The sequence below is a fragment of the Streptomyces sp. WM6378 genome (genome assembly GCF_001279695.1).
GTDB lineage: Bacteria > Actinomycetota > Actinomycetes > Streptomycetales > Streptomycetaceae > Streptomyces.
In genome coordinates, this window is sequence record NZ_LGDD01000296.1 from 48,659 (window position 1) to 70,747 (window position 22,089).

18 protein-coding genes and 4 pseudogenes are annotated in these 22,089 nt (G+C 71.9%); 10 read left to right on the forward strand and 12 right to left on the reverse strand.

Going from position 1 to position 22,089, the window contains the following annotated elements:
- Nucleotides 1–72: 72 nt before the first annotated feature.
- The 12 genes and pseudogenes from ADK54_RS25165 to ADK54_RS47665 form a co-directional block, all read right to left on the reverse strand.
- Nucleotides 73–576: a hypothetical protein gene (locus ADK54_RS25165; protein WP_053727983.1), complete on the reverse strand. Its 504-nt coding sequence runs from the start codon at nt 574–576 to the stop codon at nt 73–75.
- Nucleotides 577–816: 240 nt separating this feature from the next.
- Nucleotides 817–1,263, reverse strand: coding sequence for a hypothetical protein (locus tag ADK54_RS25170; RefSeq protein WP_234392193.1), 447 nt, complete (start codon nt 1,261–1,263; stop codon nt 817–819).
- A gap of 45 nt (nt 1,264–1,308) precedes the next feature.
- On the reverse strand, nt 1,309–1,638 hold the full coding sequence (locus tag ADK54_RS48875; protein WP_078966600.1) for a ketoacyl-synthetase C-terminal extension domain-containing protein: 330 nt from the start codon (nt 1,636–1,638) through the stop codon (nt 1,309–1,311).
- 79 nt (nt 1,639–1,717) lie between these two features.
- A pseudogene (locus ADK54_RS48880) lies at nt 1,718–1,864 on the reverse strand (phosphopantetheine-binding protein); the annotation flags it as partial.
- Between the two features lie 54 nt (nt 1,865–1,918).
- A pseudogene (locus tag ADK54_RS43765) lies at nt 1,919–2,113 on the reverse strand (hypothetical protein); the annotation flags it as partial.
- A gap of 184 nt (nt 2,114–2,297) precedes the next feature.
- Nucleotides 2,298–2,540, reverse strand: a pseudogene (locus tag ADK54_RS48885) (hypothetical protein); the annotation flags it as partial.
- A gap of 90 nt (nt 2,541–2,630) precedes the next feature.
- A pseudogene (locus tag ADK54_RS46220) lies at nt 2,631–2,725 on the reverse strand.
- A gap of 198 nt (nt 2,726–2,923) precedes the next feature.
- Entirely contained in the window at nt 2,924–3,265 is a 342-nt protein-coding gene (locus ADK54_RS25175) for a hypothetical protein (RefSeq protein ID WP_053727985.1), read from the reverse strand.
- Nucleotides 3,266–3,715: 450 nt separating this feature from the next.
- On the reverse strand, nt 3,716–5,227 hold the full coding sequence (locus tag ADK54_RS25185) for a DUF2207 family protein (RefSeq protein ID WP_053727986.1): 1,512 nt from the start codon (nt 5,225–5,227) through the stop codon (nt 3,716–3,718).
- Complete coding sequence (locus ADK54_RS25190; RefSeq protein WP_199827031.1) at nt 5,224–5,778, reverse strand: LemA family protein; 555 nt, start codon at nt 5,776–5,778, stop codon at nt 5,224–5,226. The genes ADK54_RS25185 and ADK54_RS25190 overlap by 4 nt, the downstream gene beginning before the upstream one ends.
- 154 nt (nt 5,779–5,932) lie before the next feature.
- Entirely contained in the window at nt 5,933–6,187 is a 255-nt protein-coding gene (locus ADK54_RS47660) for a hypothetical protein (RefSeq protein ID WP_053727988.1), read from the reverse strand.
- Between the two features lie 312 nt (nt 6,188–6,499).
- Nucleotides 6,500–6,832, reverse strand: coding sequence for a hypothetical protein (locus ADK54_RS47665; RefSeq protein ID WP_234392194.1), 333 nt, complete (start codon nt 6,830–6,832; stop codon nt 6,500–6,502).
- 164 nt (nt 6,833–6,996) lie between these two features.
- Here ADK54_RS47665 and ADK54_RS25205 point away from each other — a divergent pair, with 164 nt between their 5' ends.
- From ADK54_RS25205 to ADK54_RS25250, 10 genes are all read left to right on the forward strand, one after another.
- On the forward strand, nt 6,997–7,476 hold the full coding sequence (locus ADK54_RS25205; RefSeq protein WP_159047895.1) for a hypothetical protein: 480 nt from the start codon (nt 6,997–6,999) through the stop codon (nt 7,474–7,476).
- Nucleotides 7,477–7,807: 331 nt separating this feature from the next.
- On the forward strand, nt 7,808–8,311 hold the full coding sequence (locus tag ADK54_RS25210; RefSeq protein ID WP_053727991.1) for a GNAT family N-acetyltransferase: 504 nt from the start codon (nt 7,808–7,810) through the stop codon (nt 8,309–8,311).
- Nucleotides 8,312–8,868: 557 nt separating this feature from the next.
- On the forward strand, nt 8,869–9,315 hold the full coding sequence (locus tag ADK54_RS25215) for a hypothetical protein (protein ID WP_053727992.1): 447 nt from the start codon (nt 8,869–8,871) through the stop codon (nt 9,313–9,315).
- Between the two features lie 27 nt (nt 9,316–9,342).
- On the forward strand, nt 9,343–11,367 hold the full coding sequence (locus tag ADK54_RS25220) for an Hsp70 family protein (RefSeq protein WP_053727993.1): 2,025 nt from the start codon (nt 9,343–9,345) through the stop codon (nt 11,365–11,367).
- Nucleotides 11,348–12,850, forward strand: coding sequence for a hypothetical protein (locus ADK54_RS25225; protein ID WP_053727994.1), 1,503 nt, complete (start codon nt 11,348–11,350; stop codon nt 12,848–12,850). Before ADK54_RS25220 ends, ADK54_RS25225 begins: the two co-directional genes overlap by 20 nt.
- Nucleotides 12,847–14,427 carry a hypothetical protein gene (locus tag ADK54_RS25230; protein WP_053727995.1) on the forward strand — a complete coding sequence of 527 codons (1,581 nt, stop codon included), beginning with the start codon at nt 12,847–12,849 and terminating at the stop codon, nt 14,425–14,427. The genes ADK54_RS25225 and ADK54_RS25230 overlap by 4 nt, the downstream gene beginning before the upstream one ends.
- Before the next feature lie 40 nt (nt 14,428–14,467).
- Nucleotides 14,468–14,713, forward strand: a complete 246-nt coding sequence (locus ADK54_RS25235; protein ID WP_053727996.1) for a hypothetical protein — start codon at nt 14,468–14,470, stop codon at nt 14,711–14,713.
- On the forward strand, nt 14,710–16,596 hold the full coding sequence (locus ADK54_RS25240; RefSeq protein ID WP_053727997.1) for a hypothetical protein: 1,887 nt from the start codon (nt 14,710–14,712) through the stop codon (nt 16,594–16,596). Before ADK54_RS25235 ends, ADK54_RS25240 begins: the two co-directional genes overlap by 4 nt.
- Nucleotides 16,593–18,374, forward strand: a complete 1,782-nt coding sequence (locus ADK54_RS25245) for a toll/interleukin-1 receptor domain-containing protein (protein WP_053727998.1) — start codon at nt 16,593–16,595, stop codon at nt 18,372–18,374. The genes ADK54_RS25240 and ADK54_RS25245 overlap by 4 nt, the downstream gene beginning before the upstream one ends.
- Complete coding sequence (locus tag ADK54_RS25250) at nt 18,371–22,033, forward strand: hypothetical protein (protein ID WP_159047896.1); 3,663 nt, start codon at nt 18,371–18,373, stop codon at nt 22,031–22,033. The genes ADK54_RS25245 and ADK54_RS25250 overlap by 4 nt, the downstream gene beginning before the upstream one ends.
- Nucleotides 22,034–22,089 lie beyond the last annotated feature (56 nt).

Below are 22,089 nucleotides of genomic sequence, written 5' to 3' on the forward strand. Positions count from 1 at the left end.
TCCCGAGCCTCCACCGGTGTCGCTCGGCCCCAGTCGATCCCAAGCACCCAGAGATAGCTTCTCTGTACCAAGTCAAGCGGTCTGCTCGTCGGGTCCTGGCCGGTTCGTGGGCGAGAGCCAGTCGTCTGTGTCGCGGTGACGGCCGAGTCCGACTGCGGAGAACTCGTCGACGTGATTGCCCTTGGCGGCGCCGAGTCGCCGCAGCGCCTGAGAGATCGGGGTGCCGGTCGTCGGCGACGGTTCCCCGTCGGCCAGGCGCAATGGGCCAAGGACCGTCTCCCCTGCATCCCACACCTGCGCGTTCTGGGTACCTGCCCCGCCGAAGTAGTCGGCCTCGACGTAGGCCACCGGCCCTGCCTCCGAACATGCGGTCAGCAGGCGATCAAAGCCCGCTGGCGCCTTCCAGAAACCGTCGAGTTCGGGTGCTCCGGCAGCCGTGGCCGCATCGAACAGCGCGTCGGTCATCGGCAGGAGACAGAGGTGTTGGCCGAGAGGAACTATGCACGCCTCCGTTGCGGAGTCGGCCAACTTGCGGAGCACGGATTCGGTGGCGATGACCGCCTGCAGGCAATACATCCCCTCATTCTTGCCTGGCGGCTGATCGCAGCGCGATGCCGGACATGCCGAGGCCGAGCGGCGCGACCTTGGCGAGTCGACGGGTTTGGTCCCGCTTCCGGCACGGGGTCGAAGGTGCGCGCCGCCCGCGGCGCACGTCGCCGAGTCGCCCAGTGGCACATTCGTGAGACCGCCACACAGGTGGCGGTCTCACTGATGCCGATCCGGTTCAAACCTACGACTCCCTGGCTCGCGGCACGCTCAGCGGACGTGCACCGTCACCACGTCAGAGGCGTGCAGGCGCACGGGCTTCTGGTCGTGCGCGCTGGTCAAGCCGTACAGCACCGCCCGGAATTGCAGGTTGCCGCGCCGCGCGGACGTGCCCTGTGCGGTAACCCGCGCATCGCCCTTGACCGCAGCGCTGCACGTCTCCTGGTGCCAGCCCTCGCCGAACCCGTTCTCCTCAAGGCACAGCTGATGCAGGTAGCCGGCGCTGTCGTCGCCTCCAGGCGCCTTGACCGTGATGGTCTTGCCGACCTTAGCGGTGTGCGGCGCCGTGATGTCCACAGCACCCTTGGCGAACGCCTGCGCCGTGGCCAGAGCCACCGAGGCAAGACCCAGCGCACCCATCACAACCACCCGGCTGCCCATCGACTTCCGGCCGGTCTTCTTCGTCCTGGTCGGGCGCAGTCCGACTCCCCGGTGCACAGTCCAGCAGGACCGCGCGGCGCTCGAAGGTGGTCCGGGTGGCGGTCAGGGCGCTCGCGACATCGTCGGGGTGGAGCTCGGGGCGGTACGCCACATACGTACGCAGCCACATCGCCTGGGGGCGCGCAGGGCACGGTCGCTGTGGGCGGATATGGGCCAGGGCAGCGATCCATCAACTGGCGTGGAAACAGGTGGTGTTGGGTCGGGCTGCGGGGCCTGCTCGATGATCAGGTGGGCGTTGGTGCCGGAGACGCCGAACGATGACGCCGCGGCCCCGCGCGGCTCCGGTCCCTGCGGCCAGGCGACGGACTCGATCAGCACCCGGACCGTTCCCGCCGACCAGTCGACCCGGGTCGAGGGCTGCTCGGCATGCAGCGTCTTGGGAAGGAGGCCGTGCTGGAGGGGCGAGGACGGCCTTGATCACACCGGCCACTCCAGCCGCCATCGCGGCATGGCCGTCCATCGGAATTCCGCTTTCCTGTTCCAGGATGAGCGCGAGTTCCACCAGGGCCAGGGAGCCGATGCCGATATCCGTGAGGAAGGCGTCCGGGGTGAGCTGATCGTCGGGCACGGTGAATTGAGTGGCGAAGAATTCCTTGATGGTTCGTACACGGGATGTCCTTTGGTAGGCAGATCCCCAGCCAAGGAAATGTGGTCAGGTGGCGGGCCGGGGATCGGCGACTTTGCAGTCCGGCCAGGTGAGCGTCGCGGATCCCCAGGTCAGGCCGCTGCCGAACACGGAGCCGGCCGCGCCGAAGGCGAGGTGAACGTCCTCGAACTCGGGCCGCTGCCCGGTGACGGGACACCAGGCCTTGTAAACGGCCTCCTTCATGCTGAAGAACAGGAGGCCCCAGGCGACTTGGGGGGACGGTGTCGATCAGCCTCTCCACCAGCCGCAGCTCGTCGGGCAGCGTGATCGAGTCCAGTACGCCTTCGGGGAGCGGGGTATTGGGCTCCGCGTCGATGCCCAGCATGTGTCGGCTACCGGGCCGCGGCCGTAGCCCGCACCTCCCGCGTCGAGCTGCCGAGCACCCTTCGGGCCAGCGGGGTGCGCCGCGCCGACCAGGAAGGATCGGCACGGGCGGCTGCCCCAGCCCCGCCAGCGCGCGCCGGGCACACCAGCGTGCGGTGGTGAACTCGCGCCGTCTGGCCTCGGTCACATTCCCGACGAGCTCGACCTCCGCGGGGAACACGCTGACGTCCGGCGGGTCGCCGAGCGACTCCACTCCGATACGACGGCGCCCAGCAGAATTCAGTTCGAGCGCGCTCAACTCCATGAAATGGAAGTCGAGTTGGAAATTCACGTCCCGGCGCGTGCGGCCGGGGGGGCGGCTTCGCGCGGGGGTGCTCGCTGTCAGGCTGAGCCATGGCGGAGAGGGCAGGATTCGAACCTGCGTGGACCCCGAAGGATCCGACCTCGGCGATGCTCCGGTCCCCGATCAACCACTCCGGGCACCTCTCCTTGTTCCCGGCTCCGGTCTTCCTCGCCGTTCACAACATCTACGATGCCAGACCTGCCTGACTCATCCCTGACGTCTGGCTGATTCCGCCGCCCGGCCCTCGGTCGCAAGCTCAACTGCCCCGCGCTCGACGGAGCGTGGACCGGGCGCTCGGTGAGTCCCGGTGCCCAGCCAGTGGCTCGGCACCGGGACCGCCCGTCTTACTTCTGGAAGGCGGCGTTGTTGCAACCCATGCTGGAGCCGAGGTGGCTCTGCTGCGCACCCGCGTTGCCCTCGCCGTTGAGCGCGCCCCCGAGCACGCCGTTGAGGAGACCGACGGAACCGAGGACGTCGATGTTCAGGTCGTGCGAGCGGCACTGGGTGGCCTGGGAGACGCTGAACATGTCACCCTTCCCGCCTGCCTTTCCGCCGTCCTCCCCGTTGCCGAAGAAGGAGTTCGTCCCGCCCCGGCTCCCACCGTGGGCGTTTGCGGTGCCTACGCCGAGGAGGCCGACGCTGCCCAGTACGGCGATTACAACGGCGGCCTTGCGAAGCTTGCGCAATTTCATCTCCGATAGGTCGAACGGAAGCGATCAGAAGTTGATCGACTTCGTACGACCATGGAAGTTAGTGCGAAATATGTCCCAACTCATCCGTGACACGCCGAATTTCACGACTGCCGCGACCTAATGGCTGCTTGTCCGGCAAATGGCCTCCGAGGCGGCTCGGGCGTCCGGCTGCCGCCAGAAGGGATCGTCGGTACCGGAGGACCTCGCCCTCGGGCAGCTCCGATGCAAAGAGGCCCGGATCCACACGGATCCGGGCCTCTTCAGCAGTAGCGGGGACAGGATTTGAACCTGCGACCTCTGGGTTATGAGCCCAGCGAGCTACCGAGCTGACCACTCGGGCCCGCTCCACCCCTCTGACGCGACGGCGCCCCCGGTCCGGGGCTTGCTGGACCGGGGGCCACTACTCGCCCCGCTGCCGTCGGCGAGGCGTCACCGTGTCTTTGATCAGCTGGTGACGACGGCCGCCGAGCGCACCGAGCGCGTAGCCGGTGACACCGCGAGGCGTACCACGCTGCCCGGGGCGACAGCCGGCATCCCGGGCGGCAGGGCCCAGGCGGTGGTTCGGTCCCCGTCGCCGGTGTCCAGTGCGAGGAAGCGCGGCGCCTGTTCACGCCTACGCGGCTCCATGCGCAGCACCTCTCCGGTCACGGCCTGCGGGGCGCGGCGCTCCAGTACGGCGAGGGTCAGGTAGTACACGGTCAGCGCGCCGAAGCAGGCCACCGCCACGGTCTCGGCCGCCAGCGGCTCTCCCATGGCTTGGTCGAGCCAGTCGTGGGAGTCGGCGAAGTTGCCGGGCATCATCGCGAGGAACGCGACGAGCAGCGTCCAGCGGCTGAAGCGCCCCGCGACGGCGACACCCAGCAGAGCGACGGCCACCCAACCAGCACTCAGGACCAGCCCGGGGCGCCGCAGGGAATGGGTCGCGTCCACACCACCGGTGACGGCCCAGTCCGGCTGCCGCAGCAGCGCGAACAGACACAGGCCCACGGCCACCACACCTGCGGCGCAGGCCAGTTGCAGCAGCCGGGGCGTGGTGGCCCCGAAACCGGGGCGCAGCCGAGGGTAACGGATCCGCACCGGCCGCCAGGTGCCGCCGTACGCGGACCAGACCCGGCGCTTGTCACCCGCGTCGAAGCCCAGCAGACGACCGGCCCGGCTGGTGACGCCGAGCGCGGTCCCGAAGCCAAGGTAGCGGTCCCACACCGTGACGGCCGCGGGCGGCAACTGGGCGAACTCCTCGTGCGCGTGCAGCCAGGCGGTGACTCCCGCCCAGTGCCCCGCCCGTTCGAGGCCTCGCGGGGTGGCCCGCTCACCGAGCACCCGGGCCAGCAGCCACATCAGGGCGACCGCTGGTGCGGCCCCGATCAGTACGGCGCCACGGATGCCGTGTCCACCGGAGACGACGGCCACCGCGAACAGCACTCCGGGGGCGAAGGCGGTCACGTACAACGCGCTGGCGAGCAGGGGTGCGAACCGGGCGCGGGACAGCTCGCGCTGCCGCGCCTCCGCGACGATCTCCTGGCGCAGTGCGCTGTTCCAGGATTTCGCGCGCTCTTCGGCGCGGAAGGCGATGGCCCCGATCGGGGCGCCCGCGTCCCCGGCCCGCTCGACGACACGGTCCAGGACGCGCCGCTCGTACGGCATGAGAGGTCCGGCGTCCTTGCCGGTGACGTGCACGGTGCTGCGTGCCGGGTCGTCATCGGGCTGCCGCACCTCGATGAGGCCGCGGGCCGCGAGGTCCAGGAGGGTGGCCGCAGCAGCACGGTCGACGGACCGCCACCGGTTCGCCAGCAGCGCCACGACGGCCGGGGGCTCCGGGTCCGGCCCGAACTCCTGCGTGGCGGGGCCGGTTTCCACGGTGCCGTTGCGCGTGGCCGCCAGGGCCAGCCCGAACAACGCGAGCCACACACCGATCAGGGCGGCGCCGCCCCAGTACACCTGCGCTTCGAACGTCACGCGAATCTCACCTGCACCGCGTCCTGCGGGGCCGCGCCTGCTTCGAAGTAGTCCCTGCGCGCGTGCGCGCCGCCCAGGCCGGCCAGGATGTTGCCCGGGAAGCTCTCCAGAGCGCTGTGGTAGCTCTGTACTGCGCTGTTGTAGAACTGCCGCGCGTAGGCGATCTTGTCTTCGGCGGTGGTCAGTTCGTCCTGCAGCGTGGCGAAATGCCGGTCGGCCTTCAGCTGCGGGTAGCTCTCGCCCAGTGCGATCAGCCTGCCGAGGGACGCGGTCAGCGCGTCCTCCGCGGCCGCCTTGTCCATGACCCCGAGGCCGCCGTCGACGGCGGCCCCACGTGCGGCGACGACGGCTTCGAGCGTGGCCCGCTCGTGCGCGGCATAGCCGCGCGCGCCCTCGACCAGGTTCGGGATCAGCTCGTGCCGCCGCTTCAGCTGGACGTCGATCTGCGCCCAGGACGCCTGCGTCTGGTTGCGCAACCGGACCAGCCGGTTGTAGGTACGCACCAGCCACCAGGCCAGCCCGATGATCAATACGGCGATGATTGCGCCCACGATGACACCCACGGTGTCGCCCCCAAAAAAAGAAAGAAACCATGAATCGGTCCCCCGGCCGAACCCGGAGATCTTAATCCCCCGCGAGCGACTGCGTCGCCGGGAACAAGGCGAGGTCACGGGGCGTGGGGCGGCCTGCGCATGGCGGGCCGGGTCAGCTGTCCTGCGCCCGGATCCGGTGCTCCGCCCAGAACCGCGTCAGGTCACGGCCGGACGCCGCCTGCGCGGCTCGCATGAAGGCGGCGTTGGTCGAGACGCCGTACCAGTGGTCGCAGGCGTACCGCCGCAGCATCCGCTCCGTCGCCGGGCTGCCGAGTTCGCGCTCCAGGTCGTGCAGCGCGCACGAGCCCGCCCGGTAGACGACAGCGGTCCAGCCGTTGTTGCCCGGTGGACGGGCCCAGAAGCCCATCGTGGAGGTGATCGCGGCGTCGGGGCGCGGCCGGTCGCCGGTACGGAGAGTTCCGACGGATGGTCCAGGACTGCCCGGAAGTCCGCGGCAAGGGTGAAGTAGCTCTCCCCGAAGCCCACATCGGGAGCCAGCTGCCAGCCGCCCTCGTCGCGTACGGACAGGACGGGGAGCGCGTTGCCGAGATAGCGGTACGCGCCGCCGCGGCCGAACCGTGCCATGCGGTCCGGCACGGTGAGTGACACGTCGAAGGACACGGACGTCCGGGCACCCGGAGCGAGCGGGTGCATCAGGCCGATGCGCAGCGCGGTGCATTCACGGAGGGTGCGTCGGCGGTCCCGCCCTCGAACCGGGAGACGCGGACCGGCGACGGCGAGCCGGACCGCCGCAACCGTCGGCGCCGTTGCCCCACAGCCGTACGTACACCTCGCGCAATGCCGGGCCCGTGCCGGTGTGCGTGAACGAAATCCGCTCCCGCCCGGTCCAGTTCGTGCCCGTGGCGTCGGAGCGCAACGCCACGTCGTAGCCGATTCGGTCGGGGGTGCGCGAGGTCCCCTCGGCGCCATGAGCGATCGGGACGCCGAGGAGGGTGGTGGCGATGAGAGCGAGGAGTTCAACCAACCACAGACGTCGACGAGTTGAAGTCATGAGCGCGAGGCTGGAGAGGGGTGCGGACGGACGCGACCCCTCCGACAAAGCCGCCGCCCATGCGAGCCGGAGCGCTCCACGGAAGCGCTCCACGAGCTGGTGGATCCGCACGTCGGCAGTGTGTCGAGCCCGATCAGCGCCTCCGGTTCGGGCTGACACCTCGGATGGAAGCAGCCGACGCGGCCGACGCCTCGTCGGTGGGTGTCACTCGGCAGACGCTCGATGAATTCCGCAGGAGCGATCGGACTGCCCAACCAGGGTTGGTTTCCTCAGCGGAATTTGATCGTTGTCAGGCCATGAAGAAGAGAATGCTGTTCACGGCCCCACTCATCCTCGCGCCCATGCTGGTAACCCCAGCCGCCCACGCCACGGGCGAGGGCGTCCTGACCATCAGTCCGCGAGCGCAAAACGTGTGCGTCAACCTCACGCGGGACATCAAGACCATCGATCTTCCCCATGGCTACCGAGCCAGCATCCACCGGCAGAAGAACTGCAGGGGACACGTCCTCCTCGAATCCACCGACCGCCGGATCACCGGTCTCCCCGGCGGTGCCGCGAGCGTCCACGTCTTCAAGGAATCCTCTGGCATCCGTCTCCCTCTGGTACACAACCTGGTTGGGGATTCGGCCGCAGGCTCGGTCTGAGCACTCACTCGGAAGCCGTCTCGGCCGCATCGCACCCCGACGACGTGGCGCGCATGAGGACGGCGGCCGACCGAGTCCGGTCGACCGCAGAGAACACGGGCCAGAACAAGGCCCAGGCCAAGCGCCTTCAGGCGCTGGTACCGGACCAGGCGGGTTGCGATCCGCTCCCCGGGAGGGTGGACACACCCTCGCCGCCATCGCCACGGCAGCTACCAGCGCCTACGGGCAATCGCGTAGAACCGCCCCGGTCCGCGGGTGGCGATACCGGAAAAAACTCGCCGATTTGTTTCCCCCTGGCCTCAGCCAGGCCCCGGGGCGGCAGAGTGGCGGTATGACTATGTACGAGACGATGCCGTTCCACCTTGAGACCGAGCGGCTGATCCTGCGGCCCTGGGCCGAGTCGGACGCAGCCGAACTCTGCGCCCTCCTCTCGGAACGCGGCAAGGGGACCCCCACGGTTGAGCACATCCGGACGTCCATCGCGGAGCTGCTCACCGCGACGGCGACTACGGGGATCGCCCTGTTGCCCATCCAGCGCCGCGACGAAGGCGATTTCATCGGCTACTGCGGGCTGATCATCGGCCGCTCCACCCTGCAGGAGCCGGAGATCGCGTATGAACTGTTCCAGCGCACGCATGGACGTGGCTACGCCACCGAGGCAGCCGGCGCGGTGCTCGATGCCGCCATTGCGACCGGGCGGAAGCGGCTCTGGTCGACCGTCGGCACGTGGAACACACCGTCGCTCCGCGTCCTTGAGAAGCTCGGGTTCGAGCGGGATCACGTCTCCACAGAAGAAAACGGTGAAGTGGTCTGGCTCACCCGTTCGTTGCCGTGACGCGAGAGCCCCGCCCCCGGGGCTTCGTGCTCATGCCATCGAGCGCGCTCCGGCGGAGCGCGAGGCATGCTGAGTCGTCCACCACTCCCGTGGCAGTTCCTCAGGTGAGGCGACGGAGGACGCCGACGAATGCGATGTAGGCGATGGCAGCAGTCCCCACCAGCCAGTAGTACGGATCGCCGGCCGCCCGCCACCCTGACCGAGCCGCACCTCGACCCCTCGCGCGTGATCGCCGCCCCCGCGATCAGTTTCGGCCACATCTGTCTCACGCGCCCCAACTGCCTTGGATCTGAGGCAAGTTGTGTCACACGCCTCTACAATCGACGGCAACATCACGGCCGCACGAGGTCGTGGCGCGTCAAACGATGTCGGCGAACGACAACTAACAACGAATAAGGGCAGTAGGGCAGCGCAGAACGTGTCGAGGGCAGCATTGCTGAACTCGGTTCGGTGGTGGGTCGGGTAAGGGCCGGTCCGCGGCACGCGCTTCGCGTGGCTCGGCGGGTCGCGGGTACGAGTGCGAGGCGCGTACAGGTACGGGGAACGGGGGCGCAAGGATGTCGGTTGCCGATGCCGGCGGCTGGGAACTGTTCGGGCTGCCCATGGTCGTGCCGCGGGCGACCGAGTACGCGCGCCTCGGCGTCGCGCCCGAGGCCACCGCAGAGGAGATCCGCGCGGCCGCCGCCCGCTACGACGCCCAGCTCCAGGCGCGCGGTGCGACTCAGGACGAGATCGTCGCCGCGCACGCCGTCAGCCTGGAGAGCGCCGAGGCCCGTGCCGCGCACGACGCGCGCTTTCCGCCGCTGCCGCTGTTGCGTCTCGAACCGACCTGGGAGCCCGTCCTCGACGACCGGGACGCCGGGCTCACCGTGCTGCGCCGGGAGATCGAGACCTTTCTGACGGCTGCCGGCGAGAGCGTCCATCACCCCATGGACACCACCCGCACCGACTTCACCAGTGACTTCACCCGTACCCACGTGCTCGATGGCTTCGCCGACGAGTGAACAACGAGTGACCCGGGAGGGCCCCGCATGGAAGACGAGCTGCACCGGGTCGTCGGCATCGACCTCGGCACGACCTACTCCGCCGTCTCCGCCTACGACCCCGACGACTTCGCGCCCAAGATCCTCGCCGACCCGGAACACGAGGGAGCGGCCGCCGTCGCCACGCCCTCGGTCGTACGGATCGACCCCGCCACCGGTGCGCTGGTCGTCGGCCATGACGCCAAGGACGCCATCAGCCAGGAGGCGGGCGCCGGCGACGCGTTGGTGGAGATCAAACGCGAGATGGGCGCGGTGTTCACCCCCGAGCTGCTCCAGCACTTCGGTGCGAGCGGCAGCTACGCGGTCGGCGACCCGGTACGGGCCAGGCTCGGCACCGAGTGGCTGCGGCCGCAGGAGATCAGCGCCCTGGTCCTGATGCGGATGAAGCGGATCGCCGAACAGGCGCTGGGCACCGACATCCACGACGCGGTCGTCACCGTGCCCGCGTACTTCATGGAACGGCAGAAGAAGGCCACCGAGGAAGCCGCCCTGCTCGCCGGGCTCTACCCTCGCCAGCTCATCCCCGAGCCCACCGCCGCCGCCATCGCCTACGGGGTCGACCGGGCCGAGTCCGAGCGGCAGATCTATCTGGTCTTCGACCTGGGCGGCGGCACGTTCGACGTGTCGATCATCGAGACCCGGGACGACGAGATCGAGGTCATCGCGACCGCCGGTGACCAGCGTCTCGGCGGTGGCGACTTCGACGACGCGGTCGCCGCGTGGATCGTCGAGAGTCTCGGCGAGACGCTGCCGAAGGACATGGACCGCCTGCGGATCAAGGCCGCCGCCGAGGTCGCCAAGCGCGAGCTGTCCCTGCGTTCCACGACCACCCTCGACCTCGGCGGCGCCACCGCCCCCCTGGAGCTCGACCGGGCTGGCTTCGAGGCGCTGATCCAGCCCATCCTCGACCGCTCCCTGCACCAGGTCGACGAGGCGCTCCGCTTCGCCCGGACCGCCAAGGGCGTGGAGCGGGACCACATCAACGCGGTGCTCCTCGTGGGTGGTTCCACCCGCATCCCCCGGGTCAAGCAGATGCTGCTCGACTACTTCGACCAGGACGAGGGGTTCGTCCGCGGCGACGCCAACCCCGACACCCTGGTCGCCCGGGGCGCCGCCATCGTGGCCAACCGGTTCGAGCCGTCGCCCGAGTTCGACCTCGCCACCCGGCCGAACGCCGAGCGATCCGCGGACGAACAGGACTACACCGTCACCCTGATCACCGAACACACCCTGGGCGTCGGGGTCCAGCAGGGCCGGTTCAACGCGCTGATCCCCCGCGGCACCAAGATCCCGGCCCGCCAGGTGAAGACGTACACCAATCCCGAGCAGGCCCACCGCATCGAGGCGGCGATCTATCAGGGCGAGGGAGAGTACGTCTACGACAACGCCCTGATCGGCACGATCCACCTCGACGAGATCGAGCCGCGCCCCGAGGGCTACCACCAGTTCGAGGTCGAGTTCTCGCTCGACGTGAACGGGCTGCTCGGGGTGCAGGTCACCCACACCAACACCGGGCGCGAGTACCAGGCGACCTTCGACCAGAGCACCACCATCGGCAAGGTCGACGAACTGGCCGAGCGGCGCGCGGTGTTGGCGGGTCTGTACGCCACCGTCCGGCCCCGCGGGGCGGCGCCCCAGCGAGGACGGACCGGGTCGGATGCCGCGTCCGGTGCCGGCCCCGGGGCGTTCACCGTCCCCGCGCCCATCACCCCGCCCGCCGCCGCGCCGCTCCCGGGCCCCGTCGCCTCCGTACCGGAGCCCGTACGGAGTCCCGTCCCGGTGCCGGCCCCCGCTCCGGTGCCCGTCGCCGAGACCGACCCCGGCGACGTGCCGGCCGAGTACCGGCGTGTCGTCAAGAAGGCGCTGCGGGCCGCCAAGGACGGGCAGGCGCCGGGCGCGCTCACCGATGCGCTGGGCGCGTTCCTGGAGGGCGTGCGCGCGGGAGCGGACGAGGACACCCTGGACGATCTCGCCGACCGGCTAGAGGACGCTTATGACGACAGCCGTCGGTGACCGGACGCGGGTCATCGAGGAGGAGCTGGGCGCCGAGTACGCGGGGGTCGGCTGGTGGGGCTCGCTGTACCGCGCGCCCCGGCGCCGGCGCTGGTACCGGCTGATCCCGGTCGAGGAGGTCAGCGGGGAGCAGCGGGCCGAGCTGCTCGCCTGGCAGACCCGGCCCCGCCGGCCCGACCTGGTGCCCGTGGTGCGTGAAGAGCGCGGAGAACAGCGGCAGTTCGCCGACCGCTGGTTCCAGATCGTCAGCTACGAGACCGACGCCGGGCGCAGTCTGTCCGACGCCCTCGCCGAGCACGAGCCCGCCTACCGGATCGCCTCGGTGGCCGCCGCACTGCGGGCGTTCCCCGGTTGGCGCGAGGCGATCGGCGCCGGGCTTGTCGCGCTGCCCGCCGACATCGTGCTTGCCGGGCACCGGCCGCTGCTGCTGCCGTTGCCGGCCTGGGGCGCGCCGTCACTCGCAGAGGTGTTCGCCGAGCCGGAACGGATCGCGCATCTGACGCCCGAGGGGGCTCGCGGCCTGCCGGCCGGGGCCCGCGACCCCGGTCTGCACAGCCTGGGCGTCACGGCGCTGCGCTGCTTCGAGGCCCTGCCGGACGACGGCACCGAGCGGCTGCTCCAACGGGCCGCCTGCGCCGCCGTGTTCGCCCCGCCGCGGCGCGAGGGGCGACTGGCGTCCTGGATGCGGCGCGTGGAGCCCGTACGCGCGGTCCGCGAGGAGCTGGGCGAGCTCACCGGGCCACGGGCCGCCGCGCTCGACGACGCGGCTGTACGGCAGCTGACCGACTCCCTCGACCGGGCGCGCCGCGCGATGGACCCGCTGACGGCGGTGCGGTCGCTGCGCGACGCGGGCGAGGCACGCCGGGCGGTCGGGCTCGCCCACGCGGCCCTCGTCGACCGGCCCGGCTACGCGCTTCTGCTGCTCGCGGCCGAGATCGCCCACCAGGACCTGGGCGAACCCCTGGAGGCGCTGTCGCTCCTTGAGCGCGCGGTGCAGGCGGACCCGGAGCGCACCGAGGCGTACGCGGCGCAGCTGTCCATCATCGGCGGCTGGTCGGCGGTGCAGGTCCGCCTCGCCGGGGCCACCGACGACTCCTATGCCCAGCGGCTCCAGGCGACGGCCCGGGCGGCGTTCGGCCGGCTGCCGCACGAGCTGCGCCGCGAGCACGCGCACGATATGGCCTCCTGCCTGCTGGGCCAGGGCGAACTGGCCGAGGCAAACGCCTTCGTACACCAGTGGCTGCACGACGGGGGCACGCTGATGTGGTGGCGGTTCGACCTGATGCTCGACTACGGCGAGACCTTCCTCGGACTCGGCCACCTCGACGCCGCGACCCACATCTCGGAGCAGGTCAGGGCCGGACTGCGGCGCGTGCGGGAGAACGGCCAGATGGACCGGGGCGAGATCCACGAACACGGCATGAGACTCGCGGACTTCGACCTCCGGCTGCACGAGGCACGGGGCGGGAAGGGGCTCGCATGACCACGATTCTGCTCTTCGTCGTCCTGCCGGTGCTGTTCCTGACGAGCGTGGCCAGCGCCGGCTACTTCCTCCTCGTCGTGCCCAGCCGCTGGCGGCTGCCGTACGAGGAGTCCCTCGCGCTGCTCGCCAGCGACGACCGCGACGCCCTCGAACGCGCCGACCGGCTGCTCGGGCAGGCCGTCAACGAGGGTCCGCGGGGCCGGTCGTTGAACCGGATCCGCTTCGCGCAGGCCTATGTGCGGGCGATGCTGGGCACCTACGAACCGGCCCGCTACGGCGCCGCCGCGACCGTGCTCGACGAGCTGATCGCCGCCGAGGGACGCACGCCGGACAGCGCCTACCTGGAGCTGTGGGTCCAGGCCCGGCTCGGCAACCACGACCGCGTCACCGATCTGTACGTCGAGCACCACGAACTCCTTGGTGCCCGGCCGCAGAGCCGCCGCATCGCCGCCGTCTCGCACCTCCAGCTGGCCACCGCGCACTGGCGGCGCCGTGAGACGGACGGCGCCCTGCACCACTTCGACCGGGTCCGGGAGCTGGGCGAGCTCACCGAGAACATCCCTGCCGAGGTGAACGACCTCCAGCTCGTCAAGGGCGTACAGGCGGTGTTCGACGGGCGCACCGACGACGCGCGTGAGGCGTTCACCGACGCCCGCGCGAGGGCGGTCGAGCGTGAAGCGCCCACGGTCCAGGCCGAGTTGGGGCTCCTCGTCTGCGACTGGGCGGACGGTGACCCCGCGCAGCTCGGCGATCGCCTGGGACGGCTCGCGGAGCAGGTGGAGCACGAGGACGAGGAGGGCGACCTCGCGAAAGAGGACCGCGCCACGGCGGGGCGGCTGCGCACCGGCATCGCCGTCCTGCGGCTCGTCGCGCTCCTGCGGGAGTGGCTGGCCCAGCCCGCGCTGTCCGGGGCGCCGACGGCGAACGGCTTCGAGGAGTTGCGGCGGCGGGTGGACGCGGTGCGCGAGGCTGACCCCGAGCTCGGTGACGCCGCCCTCGTGGACGGGCTCGTGCACTACTACTTCGCATTGAGTCAGCCCGAGCGCGAACAGGCCCTCGCGACCCTGGACGCCGGCACCGAGCTCGCCAAGGGCATCATGCTGCCCGAGGTGCTCGACCTCATGGAACGCGAGCGCGCGCTCGGCGGCGAGGGGGACGCCCTCTCGCGCTATCTCACGCTGGTCGCCGAGCTCCTCGACGATCCCGACCGCTCCGAGGAGGACCGGGCCCAATTCCGGCGCCTGAAAGCGAAGTTCACCCCGTTCGGCGACCCGGGCGACCTGGAGGAAGGTGCGGACGTGCACCAGCGGGCCGCGCCCGACGACCACCGGCGCCGCTCCCAGGCGCTCCGCCGGCGGATCGAGCTGATCGTCTACCCGCGCATCCGCGACCTACCCGACGACGCCCCGGCCAAGCTGGCGCTGCGTGAGCTGCTCGCCGACCTCGACCGCGCCGCCGGGGTGTACGCCGAGGGCGCCGAGATCCTGCACGGCGCCGAGCAGAAGCTCATCACCAGTACCGGAGAGATCCTGCTGCCCGAGGAGCCCGAGGAGATCGATGACCAGGAATCTGCCTAGCCGGCGGTCCGGGGCAACTCCCGGACGGCTGGGGGGACTTGTGCCCCGCAAGCATCCCCAGGCCGATCACGCCGGGCTGCTCGACCGGCTGCCGCCCGTGGAGCACAAGCCCGCGGCGGACGAGGACCAGCTCTTCGAGCAGAGCTCGCTCGCGCGGGTGCTGCTCCTGCTGGTGAAGGTGGACCAGGAAGCCGAGTACCTGCTGTGCCGGGAGCTGGCCGAGCACGCGCTCGGCACGGTCCCCGACCCCGGCGAGGCACCGCAGGAGGGAGAGCACCGCGCATGACCGGCACCGGCCGTGACCACACGTTCCAGGAGATCCGCCCCGTGCAGTCGCTCCACGCGCCTGCCTTCGAGTTCACCGAGGTCACCGGGCACGGGGACTTCGCCGAGCACGACAGGCGGCTTGAGGAGCTGGCCCGCCAGGCGGCCGCCGCGGTCGCTTCGGAGACCGCGCTGGTCCTCGCGCCGCCCGTGGCCTCGCTCCTGGAGATGTCCCTCGACCTCGGCAGCGACGACGAGGACCTCCTGGAGGACGCCCGGGCGAACGCCGCCGCGCGGGAGTACGAACTGGCCCTTGAGCTGCTCGACGAGTACCTGGGCGCGCATCCCGAGCACCAGGAGGGGCGCTATCTGCGCGCGTACTGCCTCTACCACCTGGACGGGCAGGGCCAGTTGGAGGCCCTGCGCATCCTGCGCCCGCTGCGTGACGAGCCCCCGGCCGACGACGGCCTGCGCGACCGGATCAGGGACCTGCGCCGTGAACTGCGCCGCCGGCTCGCCCCGGCCGAGGTCACCGCCTACACCCAGTCCGTGCGAACCGACCCCCGGGGCGCGCTGGCCCGCGTCGAGGCGTTCCTTGAGCTGGCTCCCGAGGAGGGCACCCTGTCCTACCTCCTCGCCCTCGGCCAGGCGCGCGGCGGTGATCTGGAGCGGGCGCTCGACACTGCGGAGCGGGGCGCGGCACAGGCGGACGTCGACGGCGAGCAGGTGGCCGCGCTCGCGCGCAGACTGCGGCTCGCGCTGCTCGCGCCCCACGCCGCGCCGGCCGTCTCCGCGTTCAAGACGGGTGATCTGGACCGTGCCCGGCGCGAGCTGGCGCGGATGGATCCCCGGTGGCGCCGCAGCCTCGTCGTCGACGACTTCGACGCCTATCTGACCCTCCTGCTCGGCCGGGCGGACCAGCGCGCCACTCCCCCGGCGCCGCGGCTGCCCGCCGACCGCACCGAGGACCTGTACTCGCTCATCGCCGACGCCGACGGGCAGCGCGCCGCCGACCTGATGCGCGCCGGCCAGGCCGAACAGGCCGAGCGGCTCCTCGCCCATGTGCTGGCGCTGGTGCCCCGCTTCCCGTGGCTCAACTTCCTCTACGCCGCCTGCCTCTACCGGCTGCTGCGGGACCCGGACCGGGCGGCCGCCTGCGCCCGGATCGCGCTGCGCGACCCGACCCTCACTCAGGCCCGCGAGCTCCTGGAGACGATCAAGAGCTGGCAGGAGGCCTCGCTCGTCAACCCCGTGGTGGACGCGTACGTCGCCGCGATGGAATCCGTGCGCGGCGGGGTGAGCGTCGAACGACTCGCGGCTCTGCGGCTACGGCTGGTCGGCCTGGAGCGGACCATCCCCGCCCTGTCCGCGGCGGTCCACAGCGAGACGGGCACGCAGATCGTCCGCGAGCTCGGGCAGGCCATCGGACAGCGGCTCGTGGAGATCGCCGACGCCATGGCCGTGGGAGGCCTCTACGAGAAGTACGACCGCCTCATGTCCAGCGTCAAGGGCGGCATCTCAAGCACGCCCGACGCGGACCGGCTCGGGCACGCGCTGGACGGGATCGCCGCGGAGATCAAGAGCGCGCGCAAGGCGGCCAGGAAGGGCGCGGGCGACCAGCTCGACGAACTGGCCGCCCTGGTGGTCTCCCGCCGTGCGGAGGTCGAGAAGGTCAAGACGGGCATCGAAGTCTCCGCTCTCGTACGGCGGTTCAACCAGCTGGCCGAGGAGCAGTCCGATCCCCTGGCACGGCTGCGCGCCGATCCGTACACGGTGCGCAGCCGGCTCAACGGCATCCTTGAGGACGCGCGCCGGCTGCGCCGCGGCGCCAAGCGCACTCTGGACGCCCGCGACCAGACACTGCTCGACGAACTGATCGGGACGATCTCCAGGACGCTGCGATGACGCCGGCCGGGCAGGACGCCGCGCCGGCAGCGGGTGGCGTCGGGGCCGCGCCGCCGTCCGCCGCCGGGCAGTGGGACGTGTTCATAAGCTACGCACGCGAGGACTACATCCAGGCCAAGGACCTGCACGACGCCCTCAGCGCCTGCGTGACCGCGCACGGCGGGGCGCCCAGGATCTACCTCGACGTGTCCCGCACCAGCGGCACCCCGCTGGGCGCGGACTGGCAGAGCTTCCTCGAAGAGGCCCTGCCGCGCAGCCGCCACGTGGTCGCGCTCTACTCGCAGACGTACTTCGACAAGCCCGTCTGCCAGTGGGAGCTGCACGAGGCGTACAAGCTGAACCCTCCGGAGGGCGGGCGGCTCGTTCCGCTGCTCATCGACCCGGGCGCCGCCGCGAAGGTTCCCTACATCGTGAACCGGATCAACTGGATCCCCACCTCGCGGCCGCACTGGATCGACGAGGTGCGCGGGGCCGTGGGGCTGCTCCCCGCCGGGACGCGCACCACCCTGCGGTTCGACACCTCGGTCACCGAGGCGGTCGTCGGCCACACGCTGGCGCCCGTGTGCGTCACCGGCTCCGTACCCGAGGGCACCCCGCCGTGGCCCGTCGACGGCACGGTCACCGTCAGCGCCGAGCCGGCCGGGGCCGAGCTGACCGGCACGCTCACCGCGCCGGTCGTGCGGAACGCGGCCGTCTTCACCGACCTCGCGTTCCGGACCGCCGCGGCGGAGGTGCGGCTCGTCGCGACGGCCCCCGGCTGCGAGCCCGCCTCCACCGCGCCCTTCCCGGTGCGGGCGCCCGAGGAGCCGCCCTCCTGGGACGAGGCCGACCGGCCCGCCCTCGCCGCGCGCGGACGCCCGGTGTTCTTCCCCGACGGCCGGGCGCTCGCCGTCCTGGACGGCCGGGGCCTGACCGTCCACACGGCGGGGTACGAGGCCGCCGGCACCGCTCAGTTGCGGGACCGGCCCCGGCTGTGGGCTCGCGGGCAGCGCTGTCTCGCCGTCGCCGACTGGTCGGGCCGGGTGGTGCTCGCCGACCCGGACGGCCAGGTCCGCGCCGTGGACCTGCCGGCCCGGCACGGCGCGCGCTTCAACGTGCCAGGGGCGCTGGCCTTCGGCCCGGACGACACCTTGTACATCGGCCTGTGGGGAGGGACGGTCTGGAGCCTCTCGCTCGACGGCGGCACACCGGAGCGGGAGCTCGAACACCGCGCGGGCGTCCAGGTGTTGGCGGCCGAGAGCGACGGCCTGCTGGTGGGCGGCCTGGACGGCGTGCTCACCCGCTACACGGGCGGCCGGGCCGGGGCGGAGCACACCTTGGAGCCCCTGCTGCTCGCCATGGCCCGGGTGCGGGAGTTCGTGCTGGTCGTCGGCGAGCAGCGGATCCACCGCCTCGACCCGGCCGGGGGGCGGCTGCTCCAAGTCTCCCAGCCGGTCGGCGCGGTCACCGCGACGCTGCCGGGCGGGGAGCTGACCGCGATCGTCGACGCGGCGGGCCACGGCGTCTGCTTCGATGCCGAACTGGCGGTACGCGTCGGCTTCCACACGGTGCCGGGTGCCCGGCCGGTGGCCGCTGCCCGGGACGGCCGGCTGCTGGTCCTCGAATACCCCGACGGCTCGCACGCGCTGGTGCGCGAGGGCCGTACGACGTATGTGTCGAGGCATCCGATGACCCTGTCCCCGGACGGGCTGCGGGCCGCGGTGTCGGACGGGGAGCGGCTCCTCGTCGTGCCGCCCGAGGAGCTGGGCGGCGGCCCGGCGGAGGGGAAGCGGGCATGAGGTCCCCGAGGGCGCTGGAGGGCCGGCCCGATGCGCTGTGGCGCATGACCGGGCAGCTGTGGGCCGACTTCGAGCAGCAACTCCCGCTCACCCAGGGGCAGTTGGATGCCGTCGTCGAGGCCTGCTTCCGGATCGGCGTGCATTCGGCGACCGAGCCCGCACTGGCCCTGACCCTGCTGGCCCGCGCCCACCGCCTCGACAACGCCAACCCCAAGCACCCCTACCACGTAGGGCTGCTCTATCTGCGTCACGGACGCCTTGAGGCCGCCGTCCGCTGGCTGACGGCGGCCGCCGAGCTGTCTCCCGCCAACCACCGCATCTGGGCTCATCTGAGCCTCGCGCACCGGCAGCTCGACGAGGCCCGCGCCGGATCCGACGGCTACGGCGGCGACGGCCGCAGCCGTGCGGAGGCGATCGCCGACACGATCCGCGCGGGCCGTGACGACTTCGACCCGGAGGGCGCGACACCGCTGCTGCCGCTGCTGCGGCCCGGCGAGTGCCGCTGGTCCGGCGTCCGCGACATGGCGGCCGACGGACGGCTGCGCGGCCGGACCGCCGAGCGGAGCCGGGACGTACTCGCCGTCGAGCTGGCGGACATCGCCGAACTCGCGGGCCGACGCCGGGGCGGGACAGCCGCGTTCACCGTGCTCGCCGTGCAGTGGATGGTGTACGGCTATCCGACCGCGACGGTACGCCGCCTGGCGCGACGGCTGCCGCAGGAGGACGGGCCTGCGATCCGCCTGCTGCACCTGGTCTGCGACCTGTTCGAGACCGACCGCGCCGAACTCCCCGAGCGGCTCGCGGCCTGCCTCGCGGACGGGTCGCTGCCCGACACGCTCACCGCGCTCATCCATCGGCAGCGGCTGTTCTGGCGGCCGCTGCGCTTTCCGGACCTCGGCGCCCACGCGGCGGCCAGGGCCTTCACGGACGGCGACCCCGCCCGGCACGAGAAGGCCCTGCGTTCCGCGGAGCGGGCGCTCGGCGCGGGGCCGCCCGAGCCGATGCGCGATGTGGTGGCGCCGACCGCTTCCGCGAAGGCGCCGACGGGGCCCGATGAGCGGCTCGCGGTGTTCGAGGAGGCGGCCGCCCGGCTCGGCGCCCTCAGCGACGACGCGCTCGGCCACGCCAAAGCGCTGGCGAAGGGCGCGCTCGGGGACGCCGCGGACTTCGCGCGGGTCTCGGGCGACAAGGAAATCCTGACAGTGCTCGTCGGCCGTCTGGAGGGAGTGCGACAGGCGCGGCTGGAGGCGCTCCAGCGGTTCAAGGACGCCGAACCGGCCGGTCTGGTCATGGAGTTCGAGGAGTTCCGCCGGCGGGTGGAGGAGTGCGAGGCGCTGTTCCAGCAGCCACTGGGCAGTCTGCGCAGCATCCTGACCAGGAAGGTCGAGCGCAAACTGACCGCCAAGTCAGCGCAGTTCGCGGGGGCCGAGCCCGCTCCCTCCACCCACGCCCTGGATCTCGGGGAGCGCCTGTCGGTGCTGGAGACGGAGCAGCCCCCCGGGACCGCGACCGGAGCCGGCGCGCCGCCCGCCGACCGGATCCCCGCCCCCGCGCCACCACCCGCCCACGCCGGCCCGCGTGAGCGGGTCGCCCACGCCCTGGAAGCCGCCGAGGCCCGCCTCGACGCCAACTTCGACGACGCCTGGCGGACGCTGGACGCCTATCCGCCCGAACTGCGGCACCGCGATGCGGTCACCTTGCTGCGCACCTACCTCGGCGGGCAGCAGGCCGAGTCCGATCTGCGCCTGGGACGCACCACGGCCGCCCGGCGGCGCTGGGGCGCCATGCTGAAGGACGACCCGCTCCACCCCGGCGTGCTGCGCAACCTCGCGGTGGCGCACACCTCCGCGGGCGACCTCGCCCCGGCCGCGCAGGCGTGGCGCCGCCATCTCGAAGCGCTGTACCTCAAGGACCTGGCCCACGGCGACATCCGGCGCGGGGCCGCCGAGCGCGCGGAGGTGCACCGCATCCTGGCCGGATCCTTCGGTACGGCCCCGCTGTGCGCGGGTTCGGCGCCCGACAGCGAACTCGACGGTGATCTGCGCGAGGTGCCGCCGGTCCTGGCCGGCGCCGGCAAGGTCGCGATCGCCACCGCCCATCTGCGCCTCGAAGAGCTCAACCACACGCTCTCCCACCGCAGCCCGACCCTGCTGCTCGGAGTCGGCCGCTCGGTGGGAGAGGCAGAGCTGGCCACCGCCCGTGACCGCTGCACGGACGCCGTCGAGGCCGCCGTGCGAGAGCTGCCGGCCCGAGTGCGTGAGCCGTTCGCGAAGCTGTGCCGACAGCGGATCGAGGAGGCGTACCGAGACGCGTCACAGACGCACGGGCGCACCCGCAGGCCCGGCGACGAGGCCGAGGAGCAGGCGCACGAGAAGTGGGTGCGCGGCCGCATCCTGTGGCGGCTGCGGCTCGTGCGGGCGCTGACCGGAGCGGAGGCGGAATGGCCGCTCACCGAGTACTCCGGCGATGTGATCGCGAACCTGCGCCTCGTGGACGCGATGCCGCTGGACCCGGCGAACGAGGTGGTGCAGCGCGCCGCGAGGCTCCTCGGCATCCCGGGTGACCCGGCCGAAACCATCGGGCGACACAACCAACTCGCCCAACTGGCCTGCCAGTTCGCGCTGAGGCACATCTTCGACGCGGCCGAGGAGACCTCCGCGGGTTCGGCCACGCAGGACTTCCCCGGGCGGTTCCGGCGTACCGCCCGCTCCTGGGGGCGCAACGGCGACGCCATTCCGGAACGGTACGTGGACGTCCTAGACGATCCTGTGCAGCTCTACCGTCCCTCCGCGCGCTCCGCGTTCGCCATCCTGGAGACGTCGGCGGTGCCCGGCGACGAGGCCGAGCGCCGCGTCGTCGCGGCCGCCGTGACCGGTCTCGAACGGTGGGTGGCGCGGCTGCCCGGCGCCACCGGACCCGCCCGCGCCCTGGCCAGGCTGCTCGCCAGCCTCGACCGGCACGACGAGGTCCTGGAGGTGCTGTCGACGGCCCGCCGCGAGGCGTTCGGCGAGTTCGGGCGCCGCAAACTCGCGGTGTCGTTCGTCCGCCACGACATCGCCCGCGGCGAGTACGCCGAGGCCGTCACGCAGCTGCGGGCGCTCCTGGACGGCGGCTTTGACGACGAGCGGGTGCGCAATCTGCTGATCGAGGCGTACAACCACTGGATCAGCTCGGGCCGGCGGGTGCCGCCGGCCCGGCGCATCGCCGAGGACCTCGCGCGGTGGAGCGACCCCGAGACGGTCGACAGCCGCCGCGTCCTGGTCGTCGCGGCGACCATGGCCGCGCACCGGGACCGCCCCGACGGGGCCGGGGTCGGCCCGCTCGTGGACGAACTGCGCGAGCTGTGGAAGACGGATCCGGGCAATGCGGAGGCCCGTTACCAGCTGGTCCACGCTCTGTACGGGCATGCCTGGCAGGTCCGTGAACAGATCCGGTCCGCTGCGGGCGGCCGCCGCCGCACCCTGCGGGACCAGCTCGACGCGATCCGCGCGGAGTGCGAACAGCACGCCACCGGCCTCCTCGGTACCGGGGAGGCCAGATTCGCCGGGGGCAAGGCCGGTTCGCAGGAACTCGTCACGGACTCCGGCGCCCTCAAGGACGAGACCCGCCGCGCGAAGTTGCAGGAAATCCTCCGCGCGGTACGCCCCGACCGCGCCTGATCGAGCGACGGGACCACGATGCTCCAATGCCGTGGCACGAGCACGATCGGGTCCCC

What these genes read in the sequence shown, in the direction of transcription:
- ADK54_RS25165 (WP_053727983.1), bottom strand. Translation starts at nt 576, where the DNA reads ATGTATTGCCTGCAGGCGGTCATCGCCACCGAATCCGTGCTCCGCAAG.
- ADK54_RS47660 (WP_053727988.1), bottom strand. Translation starts at nt 6,187, where the DNA reads ATGGGCTTCTGGGCCCGTCCACCGGGCAACAACGGCTGGACCGCTGTC.
- ADK54_RS47665 (WP_234392194.1), bottom strand. Translation starts at nt 6,832, where the DNA reads ATGACTTCAACTCGTCGACGTCTGTGGTTGGTTGAACTCCTCGCTCTC.
- ADK54_RS25205 (WP_159047895.1), top strand. Translation starts at nt 6,997, where the DNA reads ATGGAAGCAGCCGACGCGGCCGACGCCTCGTCGGTGGGTGTCACTCGG.
- ADK54_RS25210 (WP_053727991.1), top strand. Translation starts at nt 7,808, where the DNA reads ATGACTATGTACGAGACGATGCCGTTCCACCTTGAGACCGAGCGGCTG.
- ADK54_RS25215 (WP_053727992.1), top strand. Translation starts at nt 8,869, where the DNA reads ATGTCGGTTGCCGATGCCGGCGGCTGGGAACTGTTCGGGCTGCCCATG.
- ADK54_RS25220 (WP_053727993.1), top strand. Translation starts at nt 9,343, where the DNA reads ATGGAAGACGAGCTGCACCGGGTCGTCGGCATCGACCTCGGCACGACC.
- ADK54_RS25225 (WP_053727994.1), top strand. Translation starts at nt 11,348, where the DNA reads ATGACGACAGCCGTCGGTGACCGGACGCGGGTCATCGAGGAGGAGCTG.
- ADK54_RS25230 (WP_053727995.1), top strand. Translation starts at nt 12,847, where the DNA reads ATGACCACGATTCTGCTCTTCGTCGTCCTGCCGGTGCTGTTCCTGACG.
- ADK54_RS25240 (WP_053727997.1), top strand. Translation starts at nt 14,710, where the DNA reads ATGACCGGCACCGGCCGTGACCACACGTTCCAGGAGATCCGCCCCGTG.
- ADK54_RS25245 (WP_053727998.1), top strand. Translation starts at nt 16,593, where the DNA reads ATGACGCCGGCCGGGCAGGACGCCGCGCCGGCAGCGGGTGGCGTCGGG.
- ADK54_RS25250 (WP_159047896.1), top strand. Translation starts at nt 18,371, where the DNA reads ATGAGGTCCCCGAGGGCGCTGGAGGGCCGGCCCGATGCGCTGTGGCGC.